Source organism: Bacillus sp. ISL-7 (assembly GCF_018613065.1).
On sequence record NZ_JAGGQW010000075.1, the window covers coordinates 1 to 12613 of the forward strand.

Here is a 12613-nt window from a genome sequence, read left to right on the forward strand (position 1 = left end):
CCCTCAGTTAAATACGATTTTCTCCCGAATGCTCGCTAATTCGCAGGATTCCATAACCTTTGGAATAGGGTTGACGATTTAATGAAATGAGTTCAGATTTTTTGGCTTCGTGAAGGCATAGGGAAATAGAGGAGTGAAAAATAACTCCATATTTTACCATATGATGTACATGCTCCACGCCACCCCTGGAGGTTTTCCCTCCCATGTCTCAACGGGTCAAATGCCCTCTCATTCCTTCGTCATACCTATCCAAGTGGTAGATGCCGGTCTTTCTAACGGAACGGGTCAGAGCCCTTATGCTTAATAAATCCGGTACTTCGTACTTTCTTTGAAATCCTACGAATAAGCCAATATTCGAAAGATATTAATGTTCTAGTTCAATAGTTTTCTTGACAGTAATTAGATTAAGCAGCCATAGAAATTAGAGGTTTTACTTTTTCGGAATGATAAGATTCATTATTTCTTGCCATACCAACTAGAATTCTTGCCAATTTATTAATCAGTTTCATAATGGACTTCATTTTCTTCATCTTTTTTACTTTAACATTGTTAGAATGGAGTTCTTTAAAATCGTTGTTGTTCATGACAAGGCTCATTGTGGCAAGATACAAAAATCGTCTTAAACGCGATCTTCCTCGTTTTGAGAGGACAATTTGTCCTTTCCATTTACCTGAACTAGCTTCTGCTAAATGTAATCCCGCATGGCGTAATAAAGAATTACCATGGGCGAACCCACTGAGATCTCCTGCTTCTCCTAAAATGCCTGCAAGTGCAATTTCACTAATCCCTTTAATGGCAAGTATTTTTCTAGCAAAATGTATTTGTTTAAGGACTTCAGTGACTTCCTTTTCAACTCTTTCGAGCTGGGCTGTAGCCAGATCGAATTCTTCAAGTAATTGTTCCAGGTGTAATTTATAAGCGTCAAGTGCTTGTGGTGTACCAACAGAATGAGCAGCTAATTCAATAAGTAGTTGTGCTTTTCTTAACCCAGCTTGTCGTTTCATTAAGGTTTTCCAGCCACTAACGATTTCCTGTGGTTTCATTGAACTAAGTTCCAGTGGGGTAGGGAACAAGCGAAGTGTTGCGATTGCCCCTTTACCTGTAACATCTTTGAAGACTTGCCGAAGTTCTGGGAAAACGATATCTACCCAACGATTAATCTGATTGATAGCACTAACAAGTCTTTTTACGGTCATGTCACGATTAGACATTAAGACTCGCAGTTTTTCAAAGGTTTCTGAGGAAGGGCGAATAAACGAATAGTAACCATTCTTGACCATATCAGCTATAACTAAGGCATCTTTTTTATCGCTTTTAGATTGGGTGTTATCTCGGTTTTCCTTTTTCTTTTTACAAGGTGGGGGTTTACTGTCACTACCTCAATATTCCTTTCATAGAGCCATTTTGAAAGGTTTACCCAGTAGTGTCCGGTTGGTTCCATGCCAACAATCGTTGTATCTAAGCCCTTTAAGGCTTTTAGACGGTTAATCCATTGTATTAATCTAGCAAAACCATCTTCATTATTTTCGAAAGTTAGAGGATCACCAATAACAATTCCACGGAAGTTAACGGCACGAGCAACATGGAACTGTTGTGCTATATCAATTCCTACAATTAGATGTCTGATCGAAATTCTTTCAATTAGTTGATTTTGTTTGTCTTGCATTTTAAACTTCATATTAGAGGTTCCTCCTAAGAATGATTTTGTGTTGTGTGTGTATAATCATCTTACTGAGGGGCTCTATTTTTTTCAAACGCGAAAAATAGCTCTCTACAGGAATTCTAACGGGTGCTTTACTCGATAAGGGGGAAAGCATTTTTCTTATTCAAGCAACGGGCAGAATAGCTAAATAAAGAAGGAGATATACTAAGTTAAATAGTTCCTTTTGGATAAGGGGGGTATTAATATGTCAATGAAAAAACATTGGTTACTTAATATTGTAATGATATTACTCTCGTGGCTTACAATACCTTTGTTAGGATGGCGGACTATAAAGAGATTTTTACCAGCCTCAATCCTTGCTGTTCTACTATGTAGTTTGGATGCTCAAATTGGAAAAAAACGCAGATGGTGGTCTTTTTATAATAAACCACAGTCCTTTATTCAAAATGAATTTCCTTTTCTCATAGGCCCAATGTTGGCGTTGTCTTTATGGACTTTAAAATGGGGATACGGAAGTTTTAAAAAGTTTATTATGTTAAATGTTATTGGCGAAGCAATTTTTGTATCTCCACTTACAAGGTTATTCACAAAATTAAAACTCTATAAATTAGTTAAATTTAACGAATTTCAATTCTTTCTATATTTCTTTTACAAGGCTTTTTTCTTATATGGATTTCAATATCTTTTTGAAAAATACAAGAAAACCAATGATTTTTAAAGCAGCGGGTGCGACTCTTCAAGATGAAGGTTGCCTTTTTTATTCCACAAGAAAAATTGTGAAATTTTGCACTTAAACTATCGGGGTGCTTGAGTTTAACAAAGAGTCGTAGCTGCGACTCTTTTTTTTGTTCCACTAACGGGGCAGGATAGTACAATAAGGAGATTGAAATTATTGGTATAAAATTAATTGAAAATATGATACAATTAGTGTAAATTTACACTTTGGAAAAAGGGCTATATATGGCAAGGAGGGTTTGATATAAAGAAAATCGTTTTCGTAATCCTCTCCCTGATTGTTTTTACATTTTCGGTTTCATATGCCGTTTTCCAGTATTCTTTAATCCACTATACTGATGATTTGTACCAAGGCAACACCATCCAAGATGTTGGCAGACTCCTTCCTACGAAAATAGAAGGGATTGAAAAAGGGAAACAAGTAGAGCAGATTGTCAATATCCTAAAAAAAGCCAAAAGAGATGGATTAAAGGTCAGCATCGCAGGAAAAAGGCACTCCCAGGGCGGTCATACTTATTACCCGGACGGGGTTGTTTTGGATATGACAAGTTTTAATAAAATTCTAGGAATCAATAAAAAGAACAAAACCATCCATGTGCAAAGCGGGACAACATGGGATGACATCCAAAAAGCCCTTGCGCCAGAAGGGCTAGCTGTAAAAGTCATGCAAAGTCAGAATATTTTTACTGTGGGAGGATCGATCAGCGTAAATGTTCATGGGAGGGATATCAAAAACGAATCCCTTCGAAATTCTATCAATTGGTTTCATTTATTGCTTCCTGACGGCAAAATCGTGAAAGTCGACCGAAAAAGCCAATCGGAATTATTCAAGGATGTATTAGGCGGATATGGTCTATTTGGTGTCATATTGGATGTAGAATTACAGGTAACCGATGATGAAGTGTATGAAATCCGTACTAAAAAGGTGAGTGTAGAGGAATTCCCGAAGTATGTTCATTCCTTAAGGGAAAACCCTGAAGTGAAGATGGCTTATGCGCGTATTTCAGTTGCTCCCAAAACATTGATGGACAGTATGTTTGTCGTCGAATACCATAAAAGCACACAACCACTAACGGAAAATCTTCGTAAGTTGAAAGAAGATCAGCAGCCATTCTTGACCTACTCATTACTCAACTTATCCCGTAAGGCTAGATTTGGAAAAGACTGGCTTTGGTACCTACAGGAAAAATATTTCCTGTCCCTCGATAAAAGTTTGATATCAAGAAATAACGCCATGCGTTCGGAAAGCGATTTTCTGCTTTATAAGAGCCAAAAGGAAACCGACACACTGCAGGAATTTTTCGTACCAATTGATGAGTATCCTTCCTATGTCAAAGACATCCAAACGTTTCTGAAAAAAGATGATATTAATCTTCTTAACTTCACCATCCGGTATGTGTCCAAAGACGATACATCGATGCTTTCCTATGCCAAGACCGATATGATAGCCCTTGTCGCATTATTCAACCACGGAAAACAAAAACAGGATGTGGAAAAAGCTCAAAACTCGATTCAAAAGATGATTGATATCACCTTGAAGTACAACGGAACCTTTTATTTGCCTTATTATCCATACGCCACCAAAAAACAGTTGCTTGAATCCTATCCTAACTTTGAAGAATTTGTAAAAGAAAAGGAAAAATACGACCCGAATGAGTATATCACAAGTCTTTTTTATGAGAGGTACCGCAAGTGAGAACTAAACTGTTGATACGAGGAAGCATCCTTGTCATTCAGACGGCGATATTCCCCTACTATCTTCTCTTTTTGAAAAATATAGGGGAAACTTACAGCTCGTTCTCTTTGCTCTACGCTTTATTCGCTTTGTCATCAGCTGTCTGCTTCTATGCTTTAACCTGGATTCCTCATCAAATTCCGATTTATAAAATGTACAGCTTATCGTTGTTCGGACTAGGTTTATCCATGATTTCGGTACCATTCGCCCAAAATGTATTCCATGTTTCCTTGATCCAATGTTTTATGGGGATATTCCAAGCGTTTTACAAATTATCGGAAAAAGAATTTGATAAAAAAGACAAGCTAAGCTGGAGAAAAGAAAATATTCATCAGTTCATTTTGCAGCTAATCATCGTGGCAAGCATCCTTGGTGCCGGGTTTATATTTGACTGGTTTTCCGTCCACATGCTGTTTTATCTAGCAGGAGCATGGTACATGGTAAATTCTTGGCTGGCATTAAAAAGAAACGAGACTTAACCATATCATTTCCTTTTGGGGATACTACTCGTTACTGATGCTTGGAGAGCCTACAAAACCAATGCAAAAGAAAAAGGTATCGAACATTACAGAATTAAATCTAACGATGGTAAACACGTTATTAAAGGCTTGTATCACATCCAAAATGTAAATGGGCTCCATTCTCGTATGAAACAATGGATAGACCGCTTTAAAGGTGTGGCTACAAAGTATCTCGACAACTACCTTACGTGGTTCTTGTTTGTAGATAGTCGTAGTAACGAAAGCACAAAACACAATATAAAAGATTTTCTATTATCGTCATTTGTATTTGAAATGACCGATACTTATGACAGTTTACGCTTATCTGTTTTCAACAATAAATAAATGAAAGGTAAATTAAATATGCCTATAATTAAACACGATATTTTTATTAATGCACCTATCAATGTTTGTTTTGACCTTGCGAGAAACGTAGATGTACACACAGAAACAACAAGTAAAACAAAGGAAAGAGCGATTGATGGTGTTACAGTTGGACTGATGGAAAATGGCGATACAGTCACTTGGGAAGCCACCCATCTTGGAGTAAAACAAAAATTAACTGCTAAGATAATAGAGATGGAAAAACCATATAAATTTAAAGATGTTATGGTAAAGGGAGCATTCCACTCATTTACACATACACACGAATTTATAGAAAGTGGCACAGGGACTATTATGAAAGATACCTTTTCTTATAAATCTCCTTTTGGCATTCTTGGAGTAATTGCTGATAGATTATTTTTAGAAAAATATATGAGAAATTTCATTGTAAATCGTGCAAAAGAGTTAAAAAGGATAGCTGAAAAAAAGTAATGGAACTACTTCATTATTTTTTTGAGAAAAATCAACATTAAAATTTAACAGAGCTATTAATTAAAGGATTCAGCAATAGGAGAGAGAACACATATTAGAAAATACAAATGGCCATAATATAATGCAGAAATTTGTTGTAGTTGGATGGTGCTAAATGTACATTTTTGTACGTATGATGTTATGGATTCTGGCGGCATGGCGTTGGGGAGATTGGCGGAACTGGAAAAATTACCAGTCCACCAATCTTTTTGTTATCATGCTGGACCTACTATATAACTTTCTCACTTATAATTACCCGTTGTGGGCATACGATCCTACCGTTATTATTCCAAATCATACTTTGAACAATCTGCTTGTAACGTTTATCTCTTATCCATCAGTATTGTTTATATATTTAGGACGGTATCCAACTGGTTGGTTGAAACGGGTTGCCTGGATCATCTTCTGGGTGACCCTTTTGTCTGTCGTTGAGTTACTGAACTACAAAATGGGTTTAATGAGTTACCATAATGGCTGGAATTTCTGGTGGTCTGTGATTTTTTATCTTGTTCAATTGCCGTTTATACGGCTCCATTACAAAAAGCCATTATTAACCTATGGGCTGTCTGTACTGATAATTATAGGACTGTTATTGTTCTTTAAAGTCCCTGTCAGCAAAATGAAATAAAGCTATCTATTTGGTTAATATTTAACTGTTTACAATGTCTCCACCATTTACATGTAGTATTTGCCCTGATATGTAAGATTCATCGTCGGAAGCCAAGAATACGTAAGCAGGTGCCACTTCAAACGGTTGACCGGCTCGCTTCATAGGAACATTGTCACCAAATGTGGCAATTTGTTCAGGAGGTAAGGAAGATGGAATTAATGGAGTCCAAATTGGTCCTGGGGACACACCATTGACTCGAATCCCTTGGGATGCCAGTGACAATGAAAGCGAACGTGTAAATGAAACAATGGCTCCTTTCGATGCCGAATAGTCAATTGAATCTAGATCCCCCCGATAGGTACCTATGGATGTTGTATTTATTATAGAGCTCCCTGAGTTCATGTATGGCAGAGCGGCTTTCGTTAAAATAAACTGCGAAAAAACATTTGTGTGAAAAGTATTTGCTCGTTGATTCAAATATATATCGAGTAGACGGTTCCTTACGTATAGTACACCTGCATTATTCACCAAAATGTCAATACGACCAAAATGGTGAATCGTTCGCATTACAGCTTGTTGGCAGGGCTGCCCATACCCAATATCACCTGGAATGGTAATGCAACGACCACCGTACTTTTCGACATAGAACTTTGTTTCTTCTGCATCGCTGTGTTCATTTAGATATGATATTGAAATGTCTGCACCTTCTTTCGCGAAGGCGACAGCTACAGCTCTACCAATTCCACTATCCCCACCAGTTATGAGGGCTCCCTTATTCATTAGTTTACTGGCTGGCTTGTAATGGATTATCAAATATAGGTCTAGGTATCATTCAATGCCAGGTTTATTTTGTTGCTGAGGCGGGAAACCCATCATATACGCTCCTTTCGGCATCTTCCTGTATAATAAATGAAAGTCTGATATAGGTTATGATTGTTGTTAGGAAATATATCTTTGACAATTGTGAAGAAGTGCACTTAAAGTAACGGGTGCTTGAGCGAAACAAGGAGTTGTATCAATTTTGCTTGTTCCACTACCGTGCAGGTTAGTATAACAAGCAAAATTGATACAATTATAAAATAGGTTTTGTTATCAAGGAGGTAAAACATGGATTACATTTCACCGAAAGAAGCGGAGTTAAAGGTGAAACGGTGGCCTAAAGATACCATAGCAGCGGGTCGTCGTCATACCGTTGGTCTTAAATCTGACGGAACGGTGACGGCTGTGGGTGATAATAAATATGGCCAATGTGATGTAAGCGGCTGGCGAGATATTGTGGCGGTTGCGGCTGGTAATGTTCATATGGCGACGAACACGGGTAATGCTCATACAATCGGTCTTAAATCGGACGGTACTGTGGCGGCTGTGGGTTGGAATAAGCATGATCAATGCAATGTAAACGATTGGCGCGATATTGTAGCTGTTGCGGCAGGTTGGCGTCGTACCATTGGGCTTAAATCAGATGGCACGGTGGTAGCTGTTGGCCGAAATAATGAAGGTGATTGCAATGTAAGCGGCTGGCATGATATTGTGGCGGTCGCGGCGGGTGACTGGCATACCATCGGTCTTAAATTGGACGGCACGGTGACGGCTGTGGGTAATAATCGGTATTGCCAATGCAATGTAAGCGGCTGGTGCGATATTGTGGCGGTCGCGGCAGGTTATCTTCATACAATCGGTCTTAAATCGGACGGTACGGTGACGGCTGTGGGTTTGAATAAACATGACCAGTGCGATGTAAACGGCTGGCGCGATATTGTGGCAATTGCGGTGGGTAGTAGTCATACCATCGGCCTTAAATCGGACGGTACTGTGGCGGCTGTGGGTTGGAATGAGTATGGCCAATGTAATGTAAGTGATTGGCGCGATATTGTGGCAATTGCGGCGGGTTGTGCCCATACCGTCGGGCTTAAATCGGACGGCACGGTGGTTGCTGTGGGTGATAATGAATATGGTCAATGCGATGTAAGCGGTTGGCGGGGCATCCAACTGCCCTGCAATTAGTTTTCGGGTAAAAAGGATAAAGTTCCTGCAACTAATAAATCAAAAAAAGGATTAAATATAAAAGTAAAAATTCCTTCTTCAGCTAACGGGTGCTTGAGTTTAATAAAGTGTTGCTGCGGCGACTCTTTTTCTTGTTCCACTACAGGGGGAGGATAGTAAAGAAGGATTAGTTTTAAATCCGTCGAATTAAGTGGTAATAGCTATATAGAGGGGAAATAAAATGAAAAAAAATGTTCAAGTAATAGATGGTGCGATTAACTGTATATTTGAAATTTATGAAGTGGATATTGAACTATTTGATATTTTTTTCCCAAATGGAAATGATATTGCATTTGCAAGTGATTTCCCAAACCTTGAGGATACTGATTTCTATAAGAGATTTTATTCAAAAATGGTGGATAAGAAGAAAGTAAATGGTATACATGGAACACTTCATCTTGAGGATATAGCTAAGCAAAGTTTTCCAAATAGAAGAGAAACAGACACTGGGATGATTTAATAACTTTCATAGACTCTTATTGAGCTAACGGGTGCAAGAGTTGAAGAACAGAGCTGTCATCGAGGTAGCCCTTTTTTCTTGTTCCACTATCGAAGCAGGATAGTTGAATTAGGAGGGGGGGGCAGCGGGTTAAACTTCGGTACCATGCCATGGGTAATACATATAATAACTACAGTTAATTTAATAAATTTATACGAGGAGAAAATTTTATGCTTACCGAAGCCGATGCATTTAGAGTAGGCGGTTTAATAACTGTAAGACTCATTGGTCAATTGCCCACACCATGCGATGAAGTAAAAGAACTCGTACATTACCCGGCAAACGGAATTGGTTCTGCTCGAATTTTTCTTAGAGAGGCAGAAAACCCGGACTGGAAAATATGTACTGCACACAGGGATTGGGGAGAATATGGAGTATAAATTCAGTGATTCGTGACAAATTTTCTAAGACTGTAGAGATTTTTATAAATGACCATTTTGTGAGGGAAATTCGAGTCATAGGAAACACATCAAAAGGATGGCATAACATACATTGATTGATAGCTTTACCCATTTTTCATAAATAGTTAACACATCTTATCTACCCGTATGGGTAGTCTTTCTTTGAATTAACTATTGCTATCCTTCTGAAATTTGATTTGATTGTGAAGAAATGTATTTCGATGATTTGGGAATTAAAAGGGAAGTTTATAGCCTCCTATTTTTTTGTGTTATTCTTTATTTTGGACTACGAAGGAAGTTATGGGCTGAATTTATCATTAAATTTTTCGTTTGGCTAAATATCATTTTATTGTTCCTCATTATAATTGTTAAGGTTTTAGGATTATAGTAAAAAATAATGGTTCTTCAACTAACGAGTGCGATACTTCAATAAAGAAGGTCGCCTTTTTCTAATTCAATTAAAGAAGCAGTTATATACAGTATATCAAGGCGTAGTATTTAACGTTAATTAAGTTAAATACTACGCCTTTTATGTATGTTTAATTACTTCATATATTCAGTAAGGAAATATAGTAATTATAGTTATCATAGAAAGACGCACATAAATACATCACTATTGAATTTGGAGGTGATGTTAATGAAAGTGCAAGAGGTATTAATTGATGGATTAATTGATGGCAAAAAAAGATACTTACTTATTGATGGGAATAACAAACCGGTTATACCTGTCTTAAAATACCTTAAATATCTAGATCACATTGGAAAAGCAGAAAATACCTTAAAGTCATATTGTAATCATTTAAAGTTTTACTTTCAGTTTTTAAATGAAAAAGAAAGAGGATACAAAGATGTTGATCTTGACCTTCTGGCGGGGTTTATTTCTTGGCTAAGAAGTCCGTATCAATCTACTAAAGTAGTTCAATTTCAACCAACGAAAGCAAAGAGATCTGAACGAACAGTTAATACCGTTTTAGCTGTGTTCAGAGTTTCTATGATTATTTGATGCGGATTGAGGACTTTGATATTAGCTCCACTACCATTCGAGTTAGGAAATATAAAAACTGTAAGTGGCGAAGGACGAAAAGTTTATGTATCTGCCGATACAATGAATGTTTTTCAAGATTACCTAATTGATTATCAAGATGAAGGTTCCTTTTTTATTCCACAAGAAAAATTGTAAAATTTTGCACTTAAATTATCGGGGTGCTTTACTTCAATAAGGAGTAAGGCTTGTTCTTGTTTAACTAACTTGGCGGGTTAGCTTAGAAAATCGTTAAAATGTATGTGGTCGAAGTGGCTTTTTGGAAAGGTAAATTGCAATCAAATGTTGAGCTAACGAAGCAGTTAAAAAATAGAGGGATACATTTTGAGTTGGTCTTTTATATTGCAATAGTACATAAAAAGGAAAAAAACGGAAAATAATATAATGATTATATTGGAAATAATTCAATACCTTTTCCAAAATTGACTGAAAAGGTTAAAACCAGGAAGTCAGCTGAAAAAGACTTATTGATCATATCTTTAAATCAATAATGGAAAGGGTGGTAACGTGAGTAATGAATACAATAAAAATCTCGTCTTTCCAATTGTTTGTACTTATTTATTTATTTGAAGTGGGAAGTGCTATTCTAGTTGGGATCGGATCGAGTGCTAAACAAGATGCTTGGATAGTAATACTTCTCGGATTGATAAATGGCTTATTAATGTTTCTTATTTATCATCGTTTGTTTCTCTATTATCCAGACCTTCTTCTAACTAGCTATGTCCAAATAATAACCGGAAAATTTATAGGTCGTTTCCTTTGTTTTATATATATTATTTATTTTATTTATGATGCATCGAGAGTATTACGTGATTTCGGCGAATTATTAACTACAACTATTTATACGGAAACACCGTTATTTGTCATCAATACGTTGATGATTCTTATCAGTATTTATGCAATCCATAAAGGTCTGGAAGTATTGGCTAGAGTGGGTGAGCTTTATTTTATAATCGTATATTTGATCTCCATTATCGGCTTTCTATTGGTGATAGCTTCTGGATTAATCCATTTAGATAATCTGAAGCCAATTTTGGAAAATGGCTATATTCCGGTGGTCAAATCATCTATGCGTGAATCGGTACTATATCCATTTGGTGAAATGATCGTATTTTCCATGATACTCCCGCAGTTAAGTGAGTCCAAAAAGGCAAAAAAAGTATGCCTTTCAGCGATACTTTTGAGTGGAATCAATTTAATCATTACCACAATCATTAATATTGCTGCTATAGGGGTTAATTTTTACGTTCAATCTCCATTCCCTTTGTTAAGCACGATCCGAAGTATTCCTTTTGGTAGGCTTGATGCACTTTTTATGCTCTATCTTGTGGTCGGAGGTTTTTTCAAAATAACCCTATTTTTTTATGCTGCCGTATATGGAGTTGCAGATTTATTTCGATTTAAGAATCCTCGTACCCTTTGTTTTCCAATTGGACTGATTATTTTATTTGCCTCCATAGTTATTGCATCAAATTCTGCCGAGCACTTTAAAGAAGGGATAAATGTTAGCTATTTGTATTATCCAGTAGAAATTATTATTCCTTCCTTGTTGTTTCTTATAGCTCATTTTCAAAATAGAAATAAGCAGTTAAAAGTTAAAGCATGATGGTAATATTTATTTAGTGAATGGTGCTTGAGTTGCAGATTGGGGTGGCGGCTGCGATCCCTGTTTTATTGTACTCCCATGAAAATAAAAACTGAAAAAATGCATAGAAAAATAGACCCAGTAAAACCAGTTTTAAAAAAAAGGCTGAGTCTCTTACGATTTGTTTAAGAGTAGTCTGATAAATCGAATGTGAATTAGTCCCCTTCAACTAATCGTGAAGAATATAAACAGGCAGAACCCAAGAAACACCAGAATATGCATTACATATTCAATGTTCGTGGAGAATAACCTTAGATAACACAATTGTTGTAGCTTCCGAGATTTCTATCTCCTAACTCGGAATGGGATGAGGATACTGATACTGAGGATTTCGATTGGGATATAAAAGGTAAAAATAGATTTGATGAAAATATTAAAACTTTTATTATTTTATTTAAAAAAGGTCTATACTTTTTTCCCTTTTTTGCTTATACTGTACTATAACAAGGAAAGAGTATAATAACTGTATTAATAAAGGAGGAGATTTAAATGTTAATTAGTCCAGTTGAATTTTTCCGAAATTTGCCAAAAAAGGAATGCCCTGAATGCGGGCAGCATATGCAAGAGCAAGCAGAAAGTTATTTGATGGATTGTGATCGTTGTTTATCCAAAAAAGAAGAGTAAAGTTTGCTAACTCTCCAGCATTGCTGGGGAGTTTTTAATTTCATAACAATAAGTTAGTAGAATTCTTGGAATGTAGAAAAGCATTTGATACAGCGACTAAAGTAATTAAATTTATCGAAATGAATGTCTAAATATCTGTTAATTTTTATAAATGAGCCATATTAACTAACCTCTTGCATTAATTAAAAGATCGTCTTTTTTTTACGATCCTTTTTATGAGTAATCAAAATCTCCAAAATATTTACTCCTAGCAGAAGATGT

Annotated in this window: 11 protein-coding genes and 3 pseudogenes; 12 read left to right on the forward strand and 2 right to left on the reverse strand. The window is 36.5% G+C overall.

Features of this window, described 5'->3' with window-relative positions:
• Positions 1 to 404: 404 nt before the first annotated feature.
• A pseudogene (locus tag J7E66_RS27165) lies at positions 405 to 1678 on the reverse strand (IS110 family RNA-guided transposase).
• A 229-nt stretch (positions 1679 to 1907) separates the two neighbouring features.
• Here J7E66_RS27165 and J7E66_RS27170 point away from each other — a divergent pair.
• The 6 genes and pseudogenes from J7E66_RS27170 to J7E66_RS27195 all read left to right on the forward strand — a co-directional run bounded on the left by J7E66_RS27170 (position 1908) and on the right by J7E66_RS27195 (position 6116).
• Positions 1908 to 2381 (forward strand): hypothetical protein, encoded by a 474-nt coding sequence (locus J7E66_RS27170; RefSeq protein WP_215005918.1) that lies wholly within the window; start codon positions 1908 to 1910, stop codon positions 2379 to 2381.
• Between the two features lie 360 nt (positions 2382 to 2741).
• Entirely contained in the window at positions 2742 to 4094 is a 1353-nt protein-coding gene (locus J7E66_RS27175; RefSeq protein WP_215005921.1) for an FAD-binding oxidoreductase, read from the forward strand.
• Positions 4091 to 4612, forward strand: coding sequence for a hypothetical protein (locus J7E66_RS27180; RefSeq protein WP_215005924.1), 522 nt, complete (start codon positions 4091 to 4093; stop codon positions 4610 to 4612). Before J7E66_RS27175 ends, J7E66_RS27180 begins: the two co-directional genes overlap by 4 nt.
• Positions 4613 to 4636: 24 nt before the next feature.
• A pseudogene (locus J7E66_RS27185) lies at positions 4637 to 4978 on the forward strand (IS1595 family transposase); the annotation flags it as partial.
• Between the two features lie 18 nt (positions 4979 to 4996).
• Positions 4997 to 5449: an SRPBCC family protein gene (locus J7E66_RS27190; RefSeq protein ID WP_215005927.1), complete on the forward strand. Its 453-nt coding sequence runs from the start codon at positions 4997 to 4999 to the stop codon at positions 5447 to 5449.
• Positions 5450 to 5603: 154 nt separating this feature from the next.
• Positions 5604 to 6116: a CBO0543 family protein gene (locus J7E66_RS27195; RefSeq protein WP_215005929.1), complete on the forward strand. Its 513-nt coding sequence runs from the start codon at positions 5604 to 5606 to the stop codon at positions 6114 to 6116.
• A gap of 21 nt (positions 6117 to 6137) precedes the next feature.
• On the opposite strand, the pseudogene J7E66_RS27200 reads toward J7E66_RS27195, so the two are convergent.
• Positions 6138 to 6971 (reverse strand): annotated as a pseudogene (locus J7E66_RS27200) (SDR family oxidoreductase).
• Positions 6972 to 7205: 234 nt separating this feature from the next.
• Between J7E66_RS27200 and J7E66_RS27205 the strand changes: the two are divergent.
• The 6 genes from J7E66_RS27205 (at position 7206) to yhfH (ending at position 12352) form a co-directional block, all read left to right on the forward strand.
• On the forward strand, positions 7206 to 8102 hold the full coding sequence (locus tag J7E66_RS27205) for an RCC1 domain-containing protein (RefSeq protein ID WP_215005935.1): 897 nt from the start codon (positions 7206 to 7208) through the stop codon (positions 8100 to 8102).
• Positions 8103 to 8322: 220 nt separating this feature from the next.
• Complete coding sequence (locus J7E66_RS27210) at positions 8323 to 8601, forward strand: hypothetical protein (protein WP_215005938.1); 279 nt, start codon at positions 8323 to 8325, stop codon at positions 8599 to 8601.
• A gap of 209 nt (positions 8602 to 8810) precedes the next feature.
• The gene (locus J7E66_RS27215) at positions 8811 to 9020 is read left to right on the forward strand and encodes a hypothetical protein (protein ID WP_215005941.1); all 210 of its coding nucleotides are present in this window, start codon (positions 8811 to 8813) and stop codon (positions 9018 to 9020) included.
• Between the two features lie 658 nt (positions 9021 to 9678).
• Positions 9679 to 10044 carry a site-specific integrase gene (locus tag J7E66_RS27220; protein WP_215005944.1) on the forward strand — a complete coding sequence of 122 codons (366 nt, stop codon included), beginning with the start codon at positions 9679 to 9681 and terminating at the stop codon, positions 10042 to 10044.
• Between the two features lie 553 nt (positions 10045 to 10597).
• Positions 10598 to 11689 carry a GerAB/ArcD/ProY family transporter gene (locus tag J7E66_RS27225; RefSeq protein WP_215005947.1) on the forward strand — a complete coding sequence of 364 codons (1092 nt, stop codon included), beginning with the start codon at positions 10598 to 10600 and terminating at the stop codon, positions 11687 to 11689.
• A gap of 528 nt (positions 11690 to 12217) precedes the next feature.
• Complete coding sequence (yhfH, locus tag J7E66_RS27230; RefSeq protein WP_214718010.1) at positions 12218 to 12352, forward strand: protein YhfH; 135 nt, start codon at positions 12218 to 12220, stop codon at positions 12350 to 12352.
• The last annotated feature ends 261 nt before the right edge of the window (positions 12353 to 12613 follow it).